A 22,201-nucleotide genomic window follows, 5' to 3' on the forward strand; every position below is an offset into this window, starting at 1 on the left:
TGAAAACTTGGATGGAAACACAGACCAAGCGGTCACATTTAAGCACTTCATCGGCGAAATGCCTAAGGCAACAAATCTTCGAGACGGCCATGCAGCCGCTGCGGGAGGTTTTCCTGGATCTCGATCAGCGCCCGCTGGATCGCGCTCTGGAAGCCCTGCACGCCTGCCGAGCCATGGCTCTTGATGACGATGCCCTGCAGGCCGAGGAAGCTCGCGCCATTGTGCCGCGCCGGCGCCAGGTCGGCCTGCAGGCGCTTGAGCAACGGCATCGCCATTGCCCCAGCCACCCGCGACAACGCGCCGCCCTTGAACAGCTTTTCGATGCGCTCGCCGATCATGGTCGCCAGGCCTTCGCTGGACTTGAGCAGGATGTTGCCGACGAAGCCGTCGCACACCACCACGTCCGCTTCGCCGCGGTACAGGCCATCACCTTCGACGAAGCCGACATAATTGAGGCCGCGGGCATTCTGCAGCAACGTGGCCGCCAGCTTGACCTGCTGGTTGCCCTTGATGTCCTCGGTACCGATGTTCAACAGCGCCACGCGCGGCCGGTGAATACCCAAGGCCTGGGCAGCCACGGAGCCCATGACGGCGAACTGGTAGAGGTTTTCGGCACTGCAGTCGACGTTGGCGCCCAGGTCGAGCAGTTGGCAGTAACCCGCCTGGGTCGGGATCGCCGCGACCATGGCGGGCCGATCGATACCCGGCAGGGTCTTGAGCACGAAACGCGACAACGCCATCAGCGCCCCGGTATTGCCGGCACTCACGCAGGCCTGGGCCTTGCCGTCACGCACCAGTTCGAGGGCGATGCGCATCGACGAGTCCGGCTTGCCGCGCAACGCCTGGGATGGCCGCTCGTCCATACCGATCACCTCACTGGCGGCGACAATTTGCAGGCGCGCGCGATCCGCAGCCGCAAGGCCGCTGACAAGATCTTCAAGGAGGGAGGGTTGACCGACGAGGGTCAGGTGCAGCGAGGGTGTAGCCGAAAGACAGGCAATGCTAGCCTGGACAATGCTGCGGGGACCGAAGTCCCCGCCCATTGCGTCGATCGCGATGATCTGAGCGGACAAGGATTACTCGTCAGCGCCCTTGTCGATCACTTTACGACCACGGTAAACGCCTTCTGGCGAAACGTGGTGACGCAGGTGTACTTCACCAGTGGTTTTTTCTACCGACAGCGCGTTTTCCGACAGGGCGTCGTGCGAACGGCGCATGTCACGGGCAGAGCGGGATTTTTTGTTCTGCTGAACAGCCATAATTGATTAACTCCTAAACGTTTGGGTCACGCTTTAACTGCGCCAAAACACTGAACGGGTTGGACCGCGATACCTCGTCCTTGCTCGATTCGGGCTCGTCTGCGCCCGCCGGCTGCTGGCATTCTTCCGGATGGTGAGCAGGCACGATAGGCAAGGCGAGCAGCAGCTCCTCCTCGACCAAGGCCTGCAGATCCAATGGATCTTCGCCCAGTTCCAGCACGTCATAGCCTTTCGGCAACGACTGGGTATTCGCACCCTCCTTCACCACGGCGTAAGTACATTCGCTGCGGATCGGTAGGGTGACCAGCTCAAGACAACGCTGGCAAACCATTTTGACTTCGACGTCCAGCTCGCTGTGGATAACCACCACGTGCTGTTCATCTCGTTCAAAATCGAACTTCGCCTGCACCGTACCGACATTGTCGGAAAGCGGGTCGCAGAGTCTTTCCAAATCAGCGAGTTGCAGCGTACCAGTGATGGATACGCCTCGGTCGGCTAATTTGCGCGGGTCAACGTGAGGTGGAATCGGGTCATTCAACATAGGCGCAGCATTCTAGGGATGCCCCCCGCCCCTGTCAAAGGAAATTAGGCGACATCTCGCATGTTAGAATCAGGTTCAACTGACCAGGAGTCTATCATGCTGCCTCTGTTGCTGGCTTCCAGCTCTGCCTACCGGCGCGAACTGCTCGCGCGCCTGCGCCTGCCCTTCACCTGGGCAAGCCCCGACCTAGACGAGCAGCGCCTGCCTGACGAGCCCGCCGTGGAGCTGGTAAGGCGCCTGGCCAGGCAAAAAGCCGAAGCACTTGCCGCCAACCATCCGCAGCACCTGATCATCGGCTCCGACCAGGTGGCGGTACTGGGCGAGCAGATACTCGGCAAGCCGCACACCTTTGATCGTGCCTGCGAGCAGCTGCTCGAAGCCAGCGGCCAGCAGGTGACCTTCCTGACCGGGCTGGCGCTGCTCAATAGCGCGACCGGCCATTGCCAGGTCGATTGCGTGCCGTTCACGGTGACAATGCGCGAGCTGGATCGGGAGCGGGTGGAGCGTTATGTGACAGCGGAGCAGCCGCTGGATTGCGCGGGGAGCTTCAAGGCGGAGGGGTTGGGTGTGAGTTTGTTTCAGAGCACCCATGGGTGCGATGCAACCAGCCTGATCGGGCTGCCACTGATTCGGCTGGTGGACATGTTGACGCTGGAGGGGGTGGTGGTTCCTTGAGCCTGGCTTGAGAGTTGTGGCGCCTGCGAGATCGAGCGCCGCCCGCGCAGCGCATCGCGAGCAAGCTCGCTCCTACATCTGTTTCGGGCCAGTCATTCCTGTGCCGCCAACAGGGCCCGCCTTGTTGGCATGGCGATGCATCCCGGTGGACGCTGATGCCGCTCCACCTGTCTTCAGCCATGCACCAAGGCGAGCAACCATGGCCTGTCAGGTTCGGCACGTTGCAACAAATGTAGGAGCGAGCTTGCTCGCGATGCGCCGCGCGGGCGGCGCTCGATTTCAAAACCACCACAAGCAGCGCGTCGAACTCAGCGCAACTGCGGCCCCTGGAACCCCATCCACATGGCCAGATGCTCGGCCACGCTGGCACCGATGCGCTTGGAGAAGCGATCGAACGGCGATTCCTGCACGGTGTAATCGACCAGATCCTTCTCACCCACGATCTCGCGCGCCACATAGCTGGCACTGCCCAGCCCATCCACCAACCCCAGCGCCTTGGCCTGCTCACCCGACCAGACCAGGCCGCTGAACAGCTCCGGATGCTCCTTGTCCTTCAGGCGATCTCCTCGCCCCTGCTTGACCATGGCAATGAACTGCTGATGCGTGGTGTCCAGCACACCCTGCCAGAACGCTCGCTCATCAGGCTTTTCAGGCGAGAACGGATCAAGGAAAGCCTTATGCTCGCCAGCGGTGTAAGTGCGCCGCTCGACACCCAGTTTTTCCATTGACCCCACGAAGCCATAGCCGGCCGCCGTCACTCCAATGGAACCCACCAGGCTGGCCTTGTCGGCATAGATCTCATCCGCCGCACTGGCGATGTAGTAGGCACCGGAAGCGCCCAGATCGGTGATCACCGCATACAGCTTGGTATCCGGGTGCTCGCCACGCAGGCGACGGATTTCGTCATACACATAGCCCGCCTGCACCGGGCTACCGCCCGGGCTGTTGATGCGCAGGACCACCGCCTTGGTCTTGGGGTCCTTGAACGCATCGCGCAGGCTCTTGACGATATTGTCGGCGCTGGCCGCTTCCTGATCGGCAATCACCCCGCGCACCTCAACCAGGGCCGTGTGATTACCACTGCGCGACGCAGCCTTGTCCACATCCATGAACGGCAGGAACAGGGCGAGAATGCCGAACAGGTAGACGAAGGTCAGCAGCTTGAAGAAGATCCCCCAACGCCGCGACCGACGCTGCTCCTGAACCCCGGCCAGCAGGGTCTTTTCCAGCAGCTTCCAGCTCTTCTGCTCGACACGCGCCTCTTCGTTCTGCGCTTCACGCGCTTCACGAGCGAGGCGCTCCTCTTCGGTTTCGTTAACCGGCGCTTTCCACTCGTCAGCCATGCTCACCTACCTTGGAATTGGACTTGCCTGGAACCAGCCAGCCACTCGCGCAGCTGGGAAAAATGATCGATGCATACCTGCGGGCCAAACTCGGCCAGTGCCTGCAGCGACATGGCACCGTAGCCCACCGCCACCGAATGCATGCCGGCATTGCTGGCCATCTGCAGGTCGAATGCCGAATCTCCGACCATCAGTGCCCGCCCGGGTTCGACGCCGCAATGTGCGAGGATTTCCTCAAGCATCAGTGGGTGAGGCTTACCACGGGTTTCGTCGGCGGCACGGGTAATGTCGAAGAACTGCTCCCAACCATTGGCCTTGAGCACGCGATCCAGCCCTCGGCGCGCCTTGCCGGTCGCTACCGCCAGGCGATAGCCCTCGGCACGGAAGGCATCCAGCGACTCGACCACACCCTCGAACAGCGGCGAAGGCTGCTGATCCAGGGCCATATAGATGTCGGCGTAATGCTGGCGGAAGGTTTCGACCTGCAGCGGGTCGAGGTGTGGGTACAGCGTCGAGATGGCTTCCCCCAGCGCCAGGCCGATGATGCCCTTGACGGCGTCTTCAGGGCTTGGCGCCTCTGCGGCACGCTCGGCAGCGGCATTCATCGCCTCGACGATACGGCCGATGGAATCGGCCAGGGTGCCGTCCCAGTCGAAGATCAGCAACTCATAGTCACGACGCACTCAAACGCTCCACGGTCTTCGCCCAGACTTCGTCCACAGGCGCTTCGAGTTTCAGCTCGCCGCCATCTGGCAACGGCACGGTCAATGCGTAGGCATGCAGGAACAGGCGCTTGCCACCCAGCTCGCGGATCTCGCGGCTGAAGTCTTCGTCGCCATACTTGCTGTCACCGGCGATCATGTGCCCGGCATGCAGGGTATGCACGCGAATCTGGTGGGTACGGCCAGTGATCGGGCGCGCCTCGACGATGGTGGCGAACTCGCCGAAGCGGCGCAGCACGCGGAACAGGGTCAGCGCTTCCTTGCCTTCGTCATTGACTTCGACCATGCGCTCGCCGGAGCGCAGGTTGCTCTTGAGCAGCGGCGCGTTGACCTGTTTCTTCGATGTTGGCCAGTGGCCACGCACCAGCGCCATGTAGCGCTTGTCCACGCCATCACCGCGCAAGGCAGCATGCAGGTGGCGCAGCATGCTGCGCTTCTTGGCGATCATCAGCAGGCCAGAGGTGTCGCGATCCAGGCGGTGCACCAGCTCCAGCTCCTTGGCGTCCGGGCGCAGCTGGCGCAGCGCCTCGATCACGCCGAAGCTCAGGCCGCTGCCGCCGTGCACGGCAATGCCGGACGGCTTGTTCATCACGATCAGCGCCTTGTCTTCGTAGACGATGGCAGCTTCCAGGCGCTGCAGCAGCCCCTGGGCCACCGGCGCCGGCTCGTCACGCTCAGGCAACCGGACAGGCGGCACGCGCACGATATCGCCGGCCTGGATCTTGTACTCGGGCTTGACCCGACCCTTGTTGACGCGTACCTCACCCTTGCGCAGGATGCGGTAGACCAGGGTCTTGGGCACGCCCTTGAGCGCCGTGATCAGGAAATTGTCGATGCGTTGGCCGGCAAGTTCCGGCGCGACTTCGATCAGCTGAACGCCGGAAGTCGGAGGGGTATTGGTCGTCATGGCGGGGATCATAACAATTATTTATGGAATTGAAGCACTTAATCATTACTGCTATAGTCGCGAACGCCGCCAAAAGCGGCAGGCCAGTGAAACCAGGCCCTGGGCCGGTTCCTGACCTACGCAGTTCTCCAGGACGCGAGGCCGTCCTACGGGGTTTTCGCCAGTTTACCGAATTGCCTGGAATCGCCACCAGCGCTGTGTAGAGAAGACCGAAAAAAAACGACAAGTGTGGTTTTTCACCTGCTTCCCGATTCTTTTCGCTGCACCTCTGCCCGCCCCCGTCGCTTCCACGCAACGCAAGGCGAATGCTTCGGAAATACCTGCCTTGGATATGTAATGGCGTCAGCTTCCCGTTTGAAGCTGGCGAAAAATGCAACCCGTTGCGGATTCAGCGCGCGGCAGCACCCGAATTATCAGGGATACGTGCAGGGTGGAGATGCACAGCCCTCGGACCGTGTAGCACCGCGTCCGGCCACCGGCCCACTGATATGGCCGGCGAGCGGATAAGGTCCTGAACAGATGCCCCCCGGGCGTCCACGGCTGACGGTTGATTCCTCCTCCTGACTGAGTGCACGAGGCCCGCTTGGTTGATTCGGATACCCATTCGAAGCCACCGGGGCCTGGTAGGCACCGCAGCAAACAGGACGCGTCGTCGCGACAACGGCAGGCTGGGCAACCGGCTGGTGCCGAACGTTGCTCGACACGGGGGTGGCCCGGCCACCCTTTGCGCACCTTGGCACCGACCATGAGAAGTCGTGTGTGCCGCACGCCGTTTCCGGCAGCCCGGAAACCGACGGTACAACATGAAAAGAATGCTGATTAACGCAACTCAACCCGAAGAGTTGCGTGTAGCCCTGGTGGACGGCCAACGTCTCTACGACCTGGACATCGAGTCCGGCGCGCGCGAGCAGAAAAAGGCCAACATCTACAAAGGCAAGATCACCCGGATCGAGCCCAGCCTCGAAGCCGCCTTCGTCGACTTCGGCTCCGAACGTCACGGCTTCCTGCCGCTGAAGGAAATCTCCCGCGAATACTTCAAGAAGTCCCCTGAAGGCCGGGTCAACATCAAGGAAGTCCTGAGCGAAGGCCAGGAAGTCATCGTCCAGGTCGAGAAGGAAGAGCGCGGCAACAAAGGCGCCGCCCTGACCACCTTCATCAGCCTGGCTGGCCGTTACCTGGTGCTGATGCCCAACAACCCGCGTGCCGGTGGCATTTCCCGCCGCATCGAAGGCGAAGAGCGCAACGAACTGCGTGAAGCCCTGAACGGCCTGACCGTGCCGGGCGACATGGGCCTGATCGTGCGCACTGCCGGCCTTGGCCGTAGCAGCGAAGAAATGCAGTGGGACCTCGACTACCTGCTGCAACTGTGGACCGCCATCAAGGAAGCGTCCCTGGACCGCGCCGCGCCATTCCTGATCTACCAAGAAAGCAACGTCATCATCCGCGCCATCCGCGACTACCTGCGCCAGGACATCGGCGAAGTGCTGATCGACAGCATCGATGCCCAGGAAGAAGCCCTGACCTTCATCCGCCAGGTGATGCCGCAGTACGCCAGCAAGGTCAAGCTGTACGAAGACAGCGTGCCGCTGTTCAACCGTTTCCAGATTGAAAGCCAGATCGAGACCGCCTTCCAGCGTGTGGTCGACCTGCCGTCCGGCGGCTCGATCGTGATCGACCCGACCGAAGCCCTGGTATCCATCGACATCAACTCGGCGCGCGCCACCAAGGGCAGCGACATCGAGGAAACCGCACTGCAGACCAACCTGGAAGCGGCCGAGGAAATCGCCCGCCAGCTGCGCCTGCGTGACATTGGCGGCCTGATCGTCATCGACTTCATCGACATGACCCCGGCGAAGAACCAGCGCGCGGTAGAAGAGCGCGTGCGTGAATGCCTGGAAGCCGACCGCGCCCGCGTCCAGGTCGGCCGCATCTCGCGCTTCGGCCTGCTGGAAATGTCCCGTCAGCGCCTGCGCCCATCGCTCGGCGAGAGCAGCGGCATTGTCTGCCCACGCTGCTCCGGCACCGGCATCATCCGTGACGTCGAATCGCTGTCGCTGGCCATCCTGCGCCTGATCGAAGAAGAAGCCCTGAAAGACCGTACTGCCGAAGTACGCGCCCAGGTGCCGATCCCGGTCGCAGCCTTCCTGCTCAACGAGAAGCGCAACTCGATCACCAAGATCGAACTGCGTACTCGCGCACGCATCATCATCCTGCCGAACGACCACCTGGAAACCCCGCACTTCGAAGTCCAGCGCCTGCGCGACGACAACCCGGAAGTGCTGAACAACCAGTCCAGCTACGAAATCGCCGCCTCCGAAACCGAAGAAGCGCCGCAGCCGACCGCCACCCGCACCCTGGTTCGCCAGGAAGCCGCGGTGAAGACCGCCCCGGCCCGCGCCAACGCCCCGGTACCGAGCGCCGCCGAAGAGCAGCCCCAGCCGGCCGCCCCGGTAGCCCCTGCACCGAGCGCACCTGAGCCAAGCCTGTTCAAGGGCCTGGTGAAGTCGCTGGTCAGCCTGTTCGCCGGCAAGGAAGAACCTGCCGCCGCACCGGTCGTTGCTGCCGCCGAGAAGCCGGCCGCCGAGCGCAGCCAGCGCAACGAAGAGCGCCGTAACGGCCGCCAGCAGAGCCGCAACCGCAACGGCCGTCGCGATGAAGAACGCAAGCCGCGTGAAGAGCGTGCCGAGCGCGCCCCGCGTGAAGAGCGCCAACCACGCGAAGAACGCGCACCTCGTGAGGAACGTGCTCCACGTGAAGAGCGAGCCCCTCGCGAAGAGCGTGCTCCACGTGAAGAGCGTGCACCACGCCAGCCACGTGAAGACCGCCGCGGCAACCGCGGTGAAGAACGCGTACGTGAACTGCGCGAGCCGCTGGACGTTACACCGGCAGAACGCGAAGAGCGTCAGCCGCGTGAAGAACGTGTAGCCCGCGAAGAGCGTGCACCTCGCGAAGAACGTGCCCCGCGTGAAGAACGTGCCCCTCGCGAAGAGCGAGTAGCTCGTGAAGAACGCGCCCCACGCGAAGAGCGCGCTCCTCGCGAAGAACGCGCCCCGCGTGAAGAGCGTGCGCCTCGCGAAGAACGCCAGCCTCGCCCAGCGCGCGAAGAGCGCCAGCCACGCCCGGCCGAACAAGCCGCCGAGCAGGCTGCCGAACTCGCCGAGGAGCAACTGCCGAACGAAGAGCTGCTGCAGGACGAGCAGGAAGGCACCGATGACGAGCGTCCGCGTCGTCGCTCCCGTGGCCAGCGTCGCCGCAGCAACCGCCGTGAGCGTCAGCGCAATGCCAATGGCGAGCTGATCGAAGGTAGCGACGAAGAAGGCAGCGAAGAACAGCCACAACAGCACCAGGCTACCGAGCTTGGCGCCGAACTGGCTGCCGGCCTGGCCGTCACTGCCGCTGTCGCCAGCAGCCACATCAGCGCCAATGCCGAAGCTGAAGCCAACCAGCAGGCCGAACGCGCCAGCGCCGAAGCCGTAACCACCGAAAACAGCGAAGTCGCCCAGCCGACCGAGCAGGTTGAAGTGGTTGCTCAAGCCGAGGAAGCTGTGATCGCTCCAGTGGTCGAAGTCGCACCGCAGCCGGTGGTTGAAGAAGCCGCTGCCGCTGCTGAGCCAGTGGTCGTTGCTGAAGCACCGGTCGAAGCGCCTGCAGCTGAAGCAGCGCCAGTTGTCGAAGCAGCGATCGTCGAGGCGGGTGAGGCCGAGAAGCCCCAGGTAGTCGTCGAGCAAGCACCGGTTGCCGAGCAGCCAGCGCCTGTCGCCGAAGCCCAGCCTGAAGAGGCTGCAGAACCTGCACCTGTGGTCGTCGAAGCCGCACCGGTAGCTGTCGAGCCGGCCCCGGTGGAAGCCGCCACCGTGATGCTGCCAAACGGCCGCGCGCCGAACGACCCACGTGAAGTGCGTCGCCGCAAGCGTGAAGCCGAGGCCGCAGCCAAAGCCGCTCAGCAAGCTGCCGAGCCAGTGCTGGAAACCGCCGATGAGCACAAGCCTCATCACGGTTGATAGCCAAGGCTGAATGAAAAAGCCCCGCCAGTGCGAACTGGCGGGGCTTTTTCTTGGCTATCTGCTTACCTGCGGGGAGGCCAACACAGGCAGAACAATCAGTAGAGGTTGGGCTCCATCTCCAGCACCACCCCGAACCGCTCCAGGATATCCGCCTGAATCCGCTGCGCCAGCGCATGCACCTGCGCCCCGCTCGCCTGGCCATAATTGACCAGTACCAACGACTGCATCCGATGCACACCGGCATCGCCCTCGCGGTAGCCTTTCCAGCCCGCCTGTTCGATCAGCCAGCCTGCGGCCAGCTTCACCTGGCCGTCAGCCTGGGGATAGGCGACCACACCTGGATACTGGGCACGGATGCACTCCACCCGCTCTGCCGACACCACCGGGTTCTTGAAGAAGCTCCCGGCATTGCCCAGCTCGGCCGGGTCCGGCAATTTCTCGCGACGAATGCTGCAAATGGCGTCACTGATCGCCTGCGCAGTCGGTTGCTCGACGCCCTGCTCCACCAGACGCTGGCGCACAGGCCCGTAATCCAGGTGGGCCTGCAAACTATGGCTCAAGGCAAAGCGCACGCGCAGGATCAACCAGCGCCCCGGGTTGCGCTTGAACACGCTGTCGCGGTAGCCAAAAGCGCACGCAGGGAGGTCGAAGTCACGCAGCTCACCGGTATCACGATCCAGCGCGGTCAACCCGGCGAACACATCCTTGATCTCCACGCCATAGGCGCCGACGTTCTGCATCGGCGCAGCACCCACGGTGCCTGGGATCAGGCTGAGGTTCTCCAGGCCACAATAGCCTTGCGTCAACGACCATTGCACGAACGGGTGCCAGGGTTCGCCGGCTTCCGCTTCGACCACCACCCGCTCGCCGTCGTCGCTCAGCACGCGTCGACCACGGCTGGCCATGTGCAATACCACGGCATCGATATCGCGGGTCAGCAGCAGGTTGCTACCACCACCGATCACCTGCACCGCCAACTCACGCTGACGCGCCTGGGCCAGCGTCTCGCGCACTTCGTCATCGCAGTGCGCCTGGGTGAAATAGCGGGCTTTTACATCAATGCCGAAGGTGTTGTAGGCCTTCAGCGAAACCTGTTCCTGCCAAACCGCTGTCATAGCCGCCCCTTGATTTCCACGACCAGCTCGCGGCACGCAGCCTCGATCAGGTCGAGCACCTGCTCGAAGCCTTCGGCGCCGCCATAGTAAGGGTCCGGCACTTCGTCCAGGGCCGCACCGTAGCGGCGCAGGAACAGGTCGAGCTCGCCAGCGGCGTTGTGCGGGCGCATGGCTCGCAGGTGACCGAGGTTGCTCTCATCCATGGCCAGGATCAGGTCGTACTCAGCGAAATGCGCCGCCTTGACCTGCTGGGCACGTTGCTGCGACAAGTCATAACCTCGCGCCAGCGCAGCCTTGCAGGTGCGGCTGTCAGGGGCCTTGCCGACATGCCAGTCACCGGTACCGGCAGACGCCACATGCACCTGCTCAGCCAAGCCAGCCACCTGCAACTGATGGCGCAGCACGCCTTCGGCGGTGGGCGAGCGGCAGATATTGCCGAGGCAGACGAACAGGACGCGCATCAGGCCTCCAGCAAGCGCCGTACGCGCTCCAGGTCTTCAGGGGTATCGACGCCCACGGCTGGCGCCTCGATGGCGTCTTCGACGTGGATACGCACGCCATGCCACAGCGCACGCAGCTGCTCCAGGGCCTCGGTCTGCTCGAGCCAGCACGGGCCCCAGCTGACGAAGTCCTGCAGGAAACCGACGCGGTAGGCGTACATACCGATGTGGCGGCGATACGGCACGCCTTCCGGCAGCACGCTGCGGTCCTTGGCAAAGACATCGCGGGCCCATGGCAGCGGCGCGCGGCTGAACGTCAGGGCCAGGCCGTTCTTGTCGCTGACCACCTTGACGGCATTGGGGTTGAACACCGTTTCCGGCTCATGGATCGGCTCGGCCAGGGTGGCGATGCCGGCTTCCGGGTGAGCGGCCAGGTTGGCAGCCACCTGGTCGATGATCACGGGCGGGATCAGCGGCTCGTCACCCTGCACGTTGACCACGATGGCATCGGCTGGCAGGCCGAGGTGCGCGGCCACTTCGGCCAGGCGGTCGGTGCCCGACTCATGGTCGGCGCGGGTCATCAGCACTTCAGCGCCGAAGGCCTGGCAGGCTTCGAGGATGCTGGCGTCATCGGTGGCGATGACCACGCGGCAGGCGCCGCTCTTGCGCGCCTGCTCCCAGACGTGCTGGACCATCGGCTTGCCGGCGATTGGCAGCAATGGCTTGCCCGGCAAGCGCGTGGAGCGCAGCCGGGCAGGAATGACCACGGTGAAATTCACGCTCATTTGTCCAGACGCTCATCGTCGGTCAGGGTACGCGCCTCGCTTTCCAGCATCACCGGGATGCCGTCGCGGATCGGGTAGGCAAGGCCCGCGCCCTTGCTGATCAGCTCGGTCTTGTCGGCGCTGAGCTTGAGCGGGCCCTTGGTGATCGGGCAGGCCAGGATATCGAGCAGTTTGGTGTCCATGGAAGCGTCCTTGAGGCCGGATGGCCGGAAGTTGAAGAAGGGCTCAGGGCTTGCGCAGCAAGCGCTGCAGCTGGCTGTCGAACCAGGCGCCGAAGGCCGGCGTGGGCTGTGCCTCGACAGCCAGGTACCACCAGTCATCGGCAGCGAAGGCACGGCATTTCACCGCATCCTTCTCGGTCATGACCAGCGGCAACGGCGGGCTGAACGCCAGGCTTTGGGCGCTGAACTGCGCATGGTCGGCAAAGGGATGCGGCACCGGCTGCCAGTTTAGCCCCAGCAGAGTATTGAAGAAACGTTGCGGGTTGCCGATGCCGGCCACCGCGTGCAGGCGCTGGCCTGCCGGAAAATGATCGAGCTCGCGGCGCTTACCGCTGCGCAGGTTGACCAGGGCGGATGGCTGCAGGCGGAACGCAAAACCCTCGGCGCAGTCTTCACTGGCGCCGTTGAACAGCACGGCGTCAGCTTCCTGCAGGCGCTCGGCAGGCTCGCGCAGCGGCCCGGCCGGCAGGCAACGGCCATTGCCCAGCCCACGGGCAGCATCGATCAGCACCAGTTCAAGGTCACGGGCCAGGCGGTAGTGCTGCATGCCATCGTCACACAGGATCAGGTCCAGTGGCTCGCTGGCCAGCAGCGCCTGTACTGCGGCGCAGCGGTCAGGGTCGATCATCAGCGGCACGCCGGTGCGCTGGACGATCAGCAAGGGTTCGTCACCGGCCTGTTCGGCTGGCTGGCTCGCCTCTACCCGCCAGGGGTATTGCGGCGGCTTGGCACCGTAGCCACGGCTGACCACACCGACCTTGAGGCCCTGGCGGCGGCAATGTTCGATCAGCCAGAGGATCATCGGCGTCTTGCCGGTGCCGCCCACCGTGATGTTACCCACCACGATGACAGGCACCGGCGCCCGATAGCTGGCACTTTCACCACTGAGAAAACGCGCACGCTTGCGGGTCACCACGCGCCGGTACAGCGCTTCGAGCGGACGCAGCAGCGCCAAGGCCGGATGCCCGGCGTACCAGGCGGCAAGCAAGCGGTCGGCGAGCGCCATCAAGGGGTCCCCTGGGCGGCCTCGACGGTGGTCATGCGCAGGTGGCTGAAACCGAGCTTGCCGGCAGCATCCATTGCGGTGATCACGGCCTGGTGCGGGGTCTTGCCGTCGGCGCTGATGGCCAGCGGTAGCTTGTTGTCGCCGCCGGACTCACGCTCGATGGCCTCGGTCAGGGTCGCCAGGTCGCTCTTGGGCAGCAGGTGGTTGTTCACCGAATACACGCCATCGGCGCTGATGGTCACTTCCACCAGCTTGCCCTGGTCCGCTGGCGCTTGCTCGGCGCTGGCCGCTTCGGGCAGCTCGACACGCAACTGGGTCTCGCGGGTGAAGGTGGTGGTGACCACGAAGAACAGCAGCAGGACGAACACCACATCGATCAGCGATGCGAGGTTGATGTCGACGTTCTCCCGCTGGCGATTACGCCGGAACTTCACGCCTTGCCTCCGGCCACTTCCACTTCGCGGTCGCCCTGGATCACTTCCACCAGCTTGATCGCCTCCTGCTCCATGCCCACCACCAGCTCATCGATGCGGCGCAGCAGGAAGCGGTGGAAGAACACTGCCGGGATACCGACCATCAGGCCGGCCGCAGTGGTGACCAGGGCCTTGGAGATACCACCGGCCAGCACAGCGGCGTTGGCGGTCATCTGCGAGCCCATGAAGGCGCTGAAGATATCGATCATGCCCAGCACGGTGCCCAGCAGGCCGAGCAGCGGCGCCATGGCCGCGATGGTGCCGAGGGCGCTGATGTAGCGCTCGAGTTCGTGGATGACGCGCGAGGCGGCTTCTTCGATGCACTCTTTCATGATCTCGCGGCCATGGCGCGAGTTGGCCAGGCCCGCCGCGAGGATTTCGCCCAGCGGTGAGTCGGCGCGCAGGGCCTTGAGCTTGTCACTGGTGAGTTGCTTGTCCTTGATCCACATCCACACCTGGCCCAGCAGGTGCGGCGGGGTGACGCGGCTGGCGCGCAGGGTCCACAGGCGCTCGACGACGATAGCCATGGCGGCGATGGAGCTCAGAATGATCGGCAGCATCATCCAACCACCGGACTTGACCAATTCCCACACAGTAAACGCCCCTCTGGAAAAAGGCCGCCACTCTAACACAGGAGCGCAAGGGGCTCATCTGCCGGAGGTCAGGGAAATCAACCGCAGCCTGCATCACGCCAGAAACGTCGCTGCCGGCGCACACCTTCAACTTCACCTTGCCCGCCCAAAACCAAGCGCAAAGCCCCATCCACCGCCGTGTCATGCACCACTACCCCATGCCGCCCATACCGCTCGACCACTTGAGCATGCGGATGCCCGAAGCTGTTGTTGCGCCCCCGCGAAATCAGCACCCCACGCGGTGCCGTGGCGCGGATGAAGGCCTCGGTGGACGATGTACGGCTGCCATGGTGCGGCGCCTGCAGCCAATCGATAGCGGGCGTTTCGGTATCCGCCAGCCAAGCCCGCTCAGCGCCGGCCTCCATATCCCCCGCCAGCAACATCCGCTCGCCTTGTGCCTCGACCATCAGCACGCAGGAACGGTCGTTACTGCTTTGCCCGTCCACCCAGCGCCATAGCGAAAAATGCACGCCATCCCAGGTCCATTGCTCGCCACTGGCACAAGGTTGCAACTGCACGTCATCCAGCGCTTCACCGCCAATCGCCCGCTTGACCGGCAAGCCTGCCTGGATGGCCGCAGCGCCCCCCGCATGGTCGGCATGGGCGTGGCTGATCAGCATCAGGTCCAGGCGGTCCACCCCCAGCTTGCGCAGGGTCGGCAGCACCACCCGTTCCCCCAGGTCGTTTTCGCCCTTGGCCGGCCCGGCGTCGTACAGCAGGGTGTGGTGCCGCGTGCGCAACAGCATCGCCAAGCCTTGGCCAACGTCCAGCTGCCACACCTCGACCTGCCCATGCGGTACCGAATCTCGCGGCAGCCAAAGGGCCAGCAGCATGACCCCACCAAGGCCACGCAACGGCACACCACGAGGCAACAGCAGCAGCAGAGCCCCAATACAAACCAGTAACCAGGCCAACACTGGCAGAGCTGGCGGAGTCCATACCGGCTGCCATTGCGCCATCAGGGTAAGCAGTCGAAACAGTATTTCCAGCAAGCCACCCGCAACCCACAGCAACCCCTCGCCAATGCCCGCCAGCGGCAACAACAGCGTACCGAGCAATGCCAGTGGCAACACCGCCAGGCTGACCCAGGGCACCGCCAGCACATTTGCCACAGGCGCACTCAGGCTGACCGGCAACCCCGTCGCCAACAGCACCGGCAGCAGGCCAACAGCGATCACCCACTGGGCCCGCGTCCATGCCTGCCAGGGGCGCCAGCCGCCAAGCCGTGCAGCAAAGCTGTAGATGAGGATCGCCACCGCCGCGAACGACAGCCAGAAGCCGGGGAGCAGCGCGGCCAGGGGTTCGACCAGCAACACCAGGATCAACGCCAACAGCAGCGGAAATACCGCCCCCAGTTGGCGAAAGCGCAGGCGCCACAGCAGCACCACCGCCAGCATCAGGCAGGCACGCTGCACCGGCACGCCCGCACCGGCCAGCCAGCCGTAGCCCAGCGCCGCAGCCAGCGCCAGGCCGCACGCCCAGGGCAACCACGGCCACCCACGTGGCCAGCCCCCCCAACGCGCCAGGCTCGCGACCAAGGCATACAGCAAGCCCGCGACCAGGCCGATGTGCTGACCGGAAATCACCAGCAAATGCACCGTGCCGGTCGCCTGCAACGCCTGCCATTGTTCGCGGGCCAAGCCCGCTCCGTCGCCGAGCACCAAGGCGACCAATGCCGCTTCCTGCCCCTGGGCATCGACCTTCAGCAGGCGCTCGCGCAGTGCATCCCGCCACCCCGGTGCCACTGCGTGCACCCGCTGCCCCGCCTTGACCGTGCCCGTGGCGCCGATGCGCCGGGCCAGCAGCTGCGCCTCGCGATCCGGGCCATGCGGGTTCAGCAGCCCAGCCGGGCGCTGCAAGGTCACCGCCACGCGCCAATGCTCGCCGGCCCGTATGGCCGGGCCTTCGAACCAGCTCAGTAGCAGGCGCCGAGGCAGCTCGGCGCGGCGCGAATGCGGCTGTGCCAGCTCGAAGCGTACGCCCTGTGCGGTACGTGTCGGCAACCCGACAACCTGGCCTTCCAACCATAGCGTGCGGCCATCCACGCCCGCTGCCAGGCGGTCGTCCAGCGCCTGCTGGGCCGACCAACACGCCCAGCACAGCCCCAACAGAAAACAGCCCAGCGGCCGCAGCCTGGTGAACAGGCAGGCCAGACCACCCAGCAACAGCAGTAAAAGCCACCCGACCGACGGCAACGCGGGGAGAAAGCCCAGGCACAACAGCCCGAGCGCGAGCGCAAACATCCCTGTGCGCATGAGGTAGAGCTCCAGAAGCACAATCGCTTACTGAGGCTTAGACGAAAAGCCGGCATTGCCCGCTCAACAATTGTCACAAACTCTAAACGAGGCTGAACGCGAATCGAGGCATACTGCCCCGATCAACGCTCCGGGAGCCTACATGCCGCGCCGACTTTTCAAACGCTACATGCCGGATCCGACCAGCATTCGGGAACACAAGTCCTTACGCTTTTTCGGCAAGCTGCTGCATGACCCGAACCTCTGGCACCTCAACCGCCACTCGGTGGCGCGGGCCATGGGTGTGGGCCTGTTCGCGGCGTTGATCCCCATTCCCATGCAGATGCTGCTGGCTGCGGCGCTGGCGATTCCGGTGCGCGGCAACCTGCCGATCGCCGTCAGCCTGGTGTGGCTGACCAACCCGCTGACCATGCCACCGGTGTTCTTCGTCACCTACATGACCGGCGCCTGGCTGATGCAGATCCCGCCGCGCTCCCTGCCCGACGAACTGACCTTCGAATGGATCACCGACCAGCTGGCCACGCTGTGGCAGCCGTTTCTGCTGGGCTCGGTGGTGTGCGGGGTGGTGCTCGGCGTGGTCGCCTACTTCGCCACCCTGCTGTACTGGCGCTGGTGGATTGGCCGGCAGTGGCGCCGGCGCAAGCAACGGGTGTCAGGCGCGCATGCCGCGGCCGCTGACCAGCAGGCGCACGCACAGCACGTAGAGCACCGCAGTGGCCACCAGCATGAAGGTGATCGCCGTACCAATACTGATGTCCGACACCCCTAGGATGCCGTAGCGGAACGAGTTGACCATGTGCAGCACCGGGTTGGCCAGCGACACGGTCTGCCAGAACGGCGGCAGCAGGTTGATCGAGTAGAACACCCCGCCCAGGTAGGTCAGCGGCGTCAGCACGAAGGTCGGGATGATCGAGATATCGTCGAAGTTGCGCGCGAACACCGCGTTGACGAAGCCCAGCAACGAGAAGATGGTCGCGGTCAGCAGCACCACGATGACCGTCACGCCCAGGTGATGCACCTGCAGGTCGGTGAAGAACATCGACAGGATGGTCACGATCACGCCCACCGCCAGACCACGCAGCACGCCGCCCAGCACATAGCCGACCAGAATGGTGTGCGGCGACACCGGCGACACCATCAGCTCTTCGATCGAGCGCTGGAACTTGCTGCCGAAGAAGCTCGACACCACGTTGCCATAGGAGTTGGTGATCACCGACATCATGATCAGCCCCGGCACGATGTACTGCATGTAGGTGAAGCCGCCCATGTCGCCGATCTGCCGACCGATCAGGTTACCGAAGATCACGAAGTACAGGACCATGGTGATCGCCGGCGGCAGCAGGGTCTGCGGCCAGATGCGCAGGAAGCGCCGCACTTCGCGGTAGACAATGGTCTGCAGGGCGACCCAGTTGGTGCGCAGTTCCACACTCATACGGCCACCTTCGACAGGTTTTTTTCCACCAGGGACACGAACAGCTCCTCGAGTCGGTTGGTCTTGTTGCGCAGGCTCTGCACCTCGATGTTCTGCAGCGCCAGCTGGCCGAACAGTGCGGTGATGCCGATGTCTTTCTCAACCTGCACTTCCAGCGTATGCGGGGTCAGCAGCCGGCACGGGTAGCCCTGCAACAACGGCGCCGCAGCCAGGTCCTGCTTGAGGTCGAGGACGAAGGTCTCGACATGCAGCTTGCCCAGCAACTGGCGCATGCTGGTGTTCTCGACGATGGTGCCGTGGTCGATGATGCCGATGTTACGGCACAGCTGCTCAGCCTCCTCCAGGTAGTGGGTGGTGAGGATGATGGTGATGCCCTTCTGGTTGAGCTCGGTGAGGAAGCTCCACATCGAACGGCGCAGCTCGATGTCCACGCCCGCGGTGGGCTCGTCGAGGATCAGCAAGCGCGGCTCGTGGATCAACGCGCGGGCAATCATCAGGCGGCGCTTCATGCCACCGGACAGCGAACGCGAAGGCACGTCGCGCTTGTCCCACAAGCCCAGCTGGGTCAGGTACTGCTCGGCGCGCTCCTTGGCGACCTTGGCCGGAATGCCGTAGTAGCCTGCCTGGGTCACGACGATGTCGAAGCACTTCTCGAACTGGTTGAAGTTGAACTCCTGCGGCACCACACCCAGGCAGCGCTTGAGCGCCGAGGGCTCACGGTCCAGGTCGTGGCCGAACACGTTGACCGTGCCGCTGGTCTTGTTGACCAGGGTCGAGAGGATGCCGATGGTGGTGGACTTGCCGGCGCCATTGGGGCCGAGCAAGGCGAAAAAGTCGCCTTCGGCGACATCAAGGTCGATGCCCTTGAGGGCCTGGAAGCCGTTGCCGTAGGTCTTGGTCAGCTGTCGGATGGACAGGGCGGAACTCATAGCGGGTCACTTACCGAAAAATTAGGTTCAGGACACGCCAGGGCAGATCACTGGCGCAGTGAGTGCGGCCATGGTGCAAGGCCAGGCCGCACAAGTACAGTCATGTGTATTGATAGTGACTATCGAAACAGCCGTGGTGTTCGATCAGGTCAGCGCGGTCATCACCGCAGCCTGATAAGCCGGGCGGGCCTTGAGGCGCTCATACCAGGCTTCCAGGTGGCGCATGGCCGGGCGCTCGATGGGCAGTTCGAACCAGGCGTAGACGAAGCTACCCAGTGGGATGTCGCCCATGCCGATCTGGTCACCGGACAGGTACGGTTGTTTGGCCAAGGTTTCATCGGCGATGGCCAGCAACTGGGCACATTGCTTGTGTGCGGCGTTGATTGCCACCCAGTCGCGCTGGTCTTCCGGGGTGCGCAGCAGGCCCCAGAACAGGGGGCGGAACGGGCCGGCGAAGGACGAAGTGGCCCAGTCCATCCACTTGTCGGCCAGGGCGCGCTGGCGTGGGTCTTCCAGGTACCAGCCCTGCTCCGCGCCGTATTCGGCGCACAGGTAGCGGACGATGGTGTTGGACTCCCAGAGCGTCAGGTCACCGTCTTCGAGCATCGGTACCAGGCCGTTGGGGTTGCGGGCGCGGTAGTGCGGCTCATTGACCACGCCGAAGGCGCCGCCGGCGTCGATCGACTCGAAATCCAGGCCCAGTTCATGGGCGACCCACAGCGCCTTGCGCACATTGCTCGAATTCTTGCGGCCCCAGATCTTCAGCATGGCAACGTCCTTATGAATGCGGAGGTGGGACAGTCTACTCCCGGCACAAGCAAACAATGAACTGAAACTCCCGCCGCCACACCCTGTCACTGTTCTGATCCTGCCGTTCACAGCGTTGCGTCTAAGCTGTCTGGGACGGCTCAAGCCCTGGTTCCAAGGAGGACCGATTATGTTGCTGTTGTGGTTGGTAGTGCTGGTCATCGGCGCGGCGTACCTCACGCACCGACGTCTGGCGCCCTTGCAGATTCTCGGCATCATGGCGGCCTATGTGCTGCTGATGGGCATTTTCAGCCACGCCCCCGGCTGGCTGCTGACCCTGATCTGGATCATGCTGGCGCTTAAAATCGCCCTGGTGGCGCTACCGGAGTGGCGGCGCAAGGTGTTCACCGCCCCGGTGTTCAACTGGTTCCAGCGCACCCTGCCGCCGATGTCACAGACCGAGCGTGAAGCTATCGACGCCGGCACCGTGTGGTGGGATGGCGAGCTGTTCAGCGGCCGCCCCGACTGGCGCACCCTGCTCAGCTATCCGGCACCGAAGCTGACCGAGGAGGAACAGGCTTTCATCGATGGGCCGACAGAAGCGCTGTGCGCCATGGTCAGCGACTGGCAGATCGGCCAGGACCTCGACCTGCCGCCCGAAGCCTGGGCGCATATCAAGCAGAACGGCTTCTTCGCCCTGATCATCCCCAAGGAATACGGCGGCAAAGGCTTCTCCGCCTACGCCCACTCCCAGGTAGCGATGAAACTCGCCACCCGCAGCGGCGACCTGGCCTCCACCGTGATGGTGCCCAACTCCCTGGGCCCGGCCGAGCTGTTGCTGCACTACGGCACCGACGAACAACGCAACCACTACCTGCCGCGCCTGGCGCGTGGCGAGGAAATCCCCTGCTTCGCCCTCACCGGTCCGCTGGCCGGCTCCGATGCCGGCGCCATGCCCGACACCGGGGTGGTCTGCAAGGGCCAATGGCAAGGCGAAGAAGTCATCGGCCTGCGCCTGAATTGGGAAAAGCGCTACATCACCCTCGGCCCGGTCGCCACCCTGCTGGGCCTGGCATTCAAGGCCTACGACCCGGACCACCTGCTGGGCGAAGAGGAAGAGCTGGGCATCAGCCTGGCCCTGATCCCCACCGATACCCCCGGCGTGGAGATCGGCAAGCGTCACCTCCCCCTGGGCGCCGCGTTCATGAACGGCCCCAACAGCGGCAAGGACGTGTTCGTGCCGTTGAGTTTCCTGATCGGCGGCCAGGCCATGCTCGGCAAAGGCTGGATGATGCTGATGAACTGCCTGTCGGTCGGCCGCTCGATCTCCCTGCCCGCCGTGGGCACTGGCGCCGCCAAGTACACCAGCCTGGTCACCGGCCAATACGCCAATATCCGCGAACAGTTCAACGTGCCGCTGGCAGCCTTCGAAGGCATTCAGGAATCGCTGGCACGCATCGGCGGCAACGCCTGGCTGATGGACAGCGCGCGCCTGCTGACTGCCAAGGCCGTGGACCTGGGCGAAAAACCCTCGGTACTGTCGGCGATCCTCAAGTACCACCTCACCGAACGCGGCCGCGAGTGCATCCAGCACGCCATGGACGTGCACGGCGGCAAGGGCATCATCATGGGCCCGAACAATTACCTGGGGCGCAACTGGCAAGGCGCGCCGATCTTCATCACTGTGGAAGGTGCCAACATCCTGTCGCGCAACCTGATGATCTTCGGCCAGGGCGCCATCCGCTGCCACCCGTTCGTACTCAAGGAAATGGCCCTGGCCGGGCGGGAAGACCATGACCAGGCGCTGCGCGAATTCGACGACTTGCTGATGAAGCACATCATGTTCGCTGCCGGCAACGCAGCCAGCACGCTGGTATTCAACCTGGGGCTGGGGCGCCTGGAAAGCGTGCCGGGCGATGCCTTGAGCCAAGGCTACTTCCGCGCCCTCAACCGCCAGGCATCCGCTTTTGCGCTGCTGGCCGACCTGTCGATGATGCTGCTGGGTGGCGCGCTCAAACGCCGCGAACGCCTGAGCGCACGCCTGGGTGACGTGCTGAGCTACCTGTACCTGGCCAGCGCCGCGCTCAAGCGCTATCACGACCTCGGCTCACCGGAACACATGCAGCCCTTGCTGCGCTGGGCCATGGAAGAAAGCCTGGGTCAGGCGGAAAAGGCCCTGGACCGGCTGCTGGACAACTTCCCCAACCGCTTTGTCGGCTGCGCCCTGCGCGTATTGGTATTCCCCTTTGGCCGCCGCCATACCGGGCCGAGTGATGAACTGGATGCCGAGGTGGCGGCATTGATCGGCCGCAGCAAAGGCGATCCTGCACTGGAAGAGCTACTCGCCGGCTGCTTCAGGCCACAGGCTGACGGTGACCCGGTGGCGGCGCTGCAACGGGCCTGCGACTTGCTGGATGAAGCGGCGCCGCTACACAAGGCGCTGCATCAGGCAATCAAGGAAGGCAAGGTGCGGCCGGCACCTGGGCAGCCGGTGATCGATGCAGCTGTTGACGCCGGTGCATTGCAACCTGGCGAAGGGCAGCGGCTGCAGGCAGCGGAACAGGCTCGACGCAAAGTGATCGATGTGGATGCCTTCGACAAGGCGCAGTTACTGCCGGAACAAGGCAAGGTCCGCTGAGGCGTGGGGGGGGGGGGGGGGGGGGGGGACCAACCCCCCAAAAAAACCCCCCCCCAAAAACCACACCCAAACACCCC

At 64.1% G+C, this 22,201-nt stretch carries 21 protein-coding genes; 4 read left to right on the forward strand and 17 right to left on the reverse strand.

All coding sequences use genetic code 11. The annotated features are described in order from the left end of the window. Positions 1 to 62: 62 nt before the first annotated feature. The 3 genes from plsX to ABE528_RS10160 are packed head-to-tail and all read right to left on the reverse strand — an operon-like array spanning position 63 to position 1,800. Positions 63 to 1,073: a phosphate acyltransferase PlsX gene (gene plsX / locus ABE528_RS10150; RefSeq protein ID WP_152959142.1), complete on the reverse strand. Its 1,011-nt coding sequence runs from the start codon at positions 1,071 to 1,073 to the stop codon at positions 63 to 65. 3 nt (positions 1,074 to 1,076) lie between these two features. Continuing rightward, positions 1,077 to 1,259, reverse strand: coding sequence for a 50S ribosomal protein L32 (gene rpmF / locus ABE528_RS10155; RefSeq protein ID WP_010223221.1), 183 nt, complete (start codon positions 1,257 to 1,259; stop codon positions 1,077 to 1,079). 13 nt (positions 1,260 to 1,272) lie between these two features. Further along, positions 1,273 to 1,800, reverse strand: a complete 528-nt coding sequence (locus tag ABE528_RS10160; RefSeq protein WP_152959141.1) for a YceD family protein — start codon at positions 1,798 to 1,800, stop codon at positions 1,273 to 1,275. A 96-nt stretch (positions 1,801 to 1,896) separates the two neighbouring features. Here ABE528_RS10160 and ABE528_RS10165 point away from each other — a divergent pair, with 96 nt between their 5' ends. After that, positions 1,897 to 2,475, forward strand: a complete 579-nt coding sequence (locus ABE528_RS10165; RefSeq protein ID WP_346652835.1) for a nucleoside triphosphate pyrophosphatase — start codon at positions 1,897 to 1,899, stop codon at positions 2,473 to 2,475. Between the two features lie 308 nt (positions 2,476 to 2,783). Here the strand turns inward: ABE528_RS10165 and ABE528_RS10170 are convergent, their stop codons facing one another. The 3 genes from ABE528_RS10170 to rluC are packed head-to-tail and all read right to left on the reverse strand — an operon-like array spanning position 2,784 to position 5,447. Beyond that, positions 2,784 to 3,818, reverse strand: coding sequence for a S49 family peptidase (locus tag ABE528_RS10170; protein WP_152959139.1), 1,035 nt, complete (start codon positions 3,816 to 3,818; stop codon positions 2,784 to 2,786). Between the two features lie 2 nt (positions 3,819 to 3,820). Next, positions 3,821 to 4,501 (reverse strand): HAD family hydrolase, encoded by a 681-nt coding sequence (locus ABE528_RS10175; RefSeq protein ID WP_346652836.1) that lies wholly within the window; start codon positions 4,499 to 4,501, stop codon positions 3,821 to 3,823. Further along, complete coding sequence (rluC, locus tag ABE528_RS10180) at positions 4,491 to 5,447, reverse strand: 23S rRNA pseudouridine(955/2504/2580) synthase RluC (protein ID WP_152959138.1); 957 nt, start codon at positions 5,445 to 5,447, stop codon at positions 4,491 to 4,493. The genes ABE528_RS10175 and rluC overlap by 11 nt, the downstream gene beginning before the upstream one ends. Before the next feature lie 803 nt (positions 5,448 to 6,250). Between rluC and rne the strand changes: the two genes are divergently transcribed. Next, positions 6,251 to 9,448, forward strand: a complete 3,198-nt coding sequence (gene rne, locus ABE528_RS10185; protein WP_346652837.1) for a ribonuclease E — start codon at positions 6,251 to 6,253, stop codon at positions 9,446 to 9,448. Positions 9,449 to 9,546: 98 nt separating this feature from the next. Here rne and murB read toward each other — a convergent pair whose 3' ends face one another. The 8 genes from murB to ABE528_RS10225 form a co-directional block, all read right to left on the reverse strand. After that, a complete protein-coding gene (gene murB / locus ABE528_RS10190; RefSeq protein ID WP_346652838.1) occupies positions 9,547 to 10,566 on the reverse strand; it encodes a UDP-N-acetylmuramate dehydrogenase in 1,020 nt (339 codons plus the stop codon). Next, on the reverse strand, positions 10,563 to 11,027 hold the full coding sequence (locus tag ABE528_RS10195) for a low molecular weight protein-tyrosine-phosphatase (RefSeq protein ID WP_346652839.1): 465 nt from the start codon (positions 11,025 to 11,027) through the stop codon (positions 10,563 to 10,565). Before ABE528_RS10195 ends, murB begins: the two co-directional genes overlap by 4 nt. Then, entirely contained in the window at positions 11,027 to 11,791 is a 765-nt protein-coding gene (gene kdsB, locus ABE528_RS10200) for a 3-deoxy-manno-octulosonate cytidylyltransferase (protein ID WP_152959134.1), read from the reverse strand. The genes ABE528_RS10195 and kdsB overlap by 1 nt, the downstream gene beginning before the upstream one ends. Beyond that, positions 11,788 to 11,973 carry a Trm112 family protein gene (locus ABE528_RS10205; RefSeq protein ID WP_003247142.1) on the reverse strand — a complete coding sequence of 62 codons (186 nt, stop codon included), beginning with the start codon at positions 11,971 to 11,973 and terminating at the stop codon, positions 11,788 to 11,790. Before ABE528_RS10205 ends, kdsB begins: the two co-directional genes overlap by 4 nt. Positions 11,974 to 12,016: 43 nt before the next feature. Then, positions 12,017 to 13,018: a tetraacyldisaccharide 4'-kinase gene (gene lpxK / locus ABE528_RS10210; RefSeq protein WP_346652840.1), complete on the reverse strand. Its 1,002-nt coding sequence runs from the start codon at positions 13,016 to 13,018 to the stop codon at positions 12,017 to 12,019. Then, entirely contained in the window at positions 13,018 to 13,452 is a 435-nt protein-coding gene (locus ABE528_RS10215; RefSeq protein WP_085675533.1) for a biopolymer transporter ExbD, read from the reverse strand. Before ABE528_RS10215 ends, lpxK begins: the two co-directional genes overlap by 1 nt. Continuing rightward, complete coding sequence (locus ABE528_RS10220; RefSeq protein ID WP_346652841.1) at positions 13,449 to 14,084, reverse strand: MotA/TolQ/ExbB proton channel family protein; 636 nt, start codon at positions 14,082 to 14,084, stop codon at positions 13,449 to 13,451. The genes ABE528_RS10215 and ABE528_RS10220 overlap by 4 nt, the downstream gene beginning before the upstream one ends. Positions 14,085 to 14,161: 77 nt before the next feature. Next, the gene (locus ABE528_RS10225) at positions 14,162 to 16,378 is read right to left on the reverse strand and encodes a DNA internalization-related competence protein ComEC/Rec2 (RefSeq protein ID WP_346652842.1); all 2,217 of its coding nucleotides are present in this window, start codon (positions 16,376 to 16,378) and stop codon (positions 14,162 to 14,164) included. Between the two features lie 142 nt (positions 16,379 to 16,520). On the opposite strand from ABE528_RS10225, the gene ABE528_RS10230 reads away from it, so the two are divergent. Continuing rightward, the gene (locus ABE528_RS10230; RefSeq protein ID WP_346652843.1) at positions 16,521 to 17,147 is read left to right on the forward strand and encodes a DUF2062 domain-containing protein; all 627 of its coding nucleotides are present in this window, start codon (positions 16,521 to 16,523) and stop codon (positions 17,145 to 17,147) included. Here the strand turns inward: ABE528_RS10230 and ABE528_RS10235 are convergent. From ABE528_RS10235 to ABE528_RS10245, 3 genes are all read right to left on the reverse strand, one after another. Next, positions 17,031 to 17,810: an ABC transporter permease gene (locus ABE528_RS10235; protein ID WP_110638318.1), complete on the reverse strand. Its 780-nt coding sequence runs from the start codon at positions 17,808 to 17,810 to the stop codon at positions 17,031 to 17,033. The two genes, ABE528_RS10230 and ABE528_RS10235, sit on opposite strands and share 117 nt — an antisense overlap. Continuing rightward, a complete protein-coding gene (locus tag ABE528_RS10240; protein WP_152959129.1) occupies positions 17,807 to 18,739 on the reverse strand; it encodes an ABC transporter ATP-binding protein in 933 nt (310 codons plus the stop codon). The genes ABE528_RS10235 and ABE528_RS10240 overlap by 4 nt, the downstream gene beginning before the upstream one ends. A gap of 144 nt (positions 18,740 to 18,883) precedes the next feature. Next, the gene (locus ABE528_RS10245; RefSeq protein WP_152959128.1) at positions 18,884 to 19,507 is read right to left on the reverse strand and encodes a glutathione S-transferase; all 624 of its coding nucleotides are present in this window, start codon (positions 19,505 to 19,507) and stop codon (positions 18,884 to 18,886) included. A gap of 169 nt (positions 19,508 to 19,676) precedes the next feature. On the opposite strand from ABE528_RS10245, the gene ABE528_RS10250 reads away from it, so the two are divergent. Further along, positions 19,677 to 22,124 (forward strand): acyl-CoA dehydrogenase, encoded by a 2,448-nt coding sequence (locus ABE528_RS10250; RefSeq protein ID WP_346652844.1) that lies wholly within the window; start codon positions 19,677 to 19,679, stop codon positions 22,122 to 22,124. The last annotated feature ends 77 nt before the right edge of the window (positions 22,125 to 22,201 follow it).

This window comes from Pseudomonas sp. TWI628, assembly GCF_039673865.1.
Taxonomy (GTDB): domain Bacteria; phylum Pseudomonadota; class Gammaproteobacteria; order Pseudomonadales; family Pseudomonadaceae; genus Aquipseudomonas.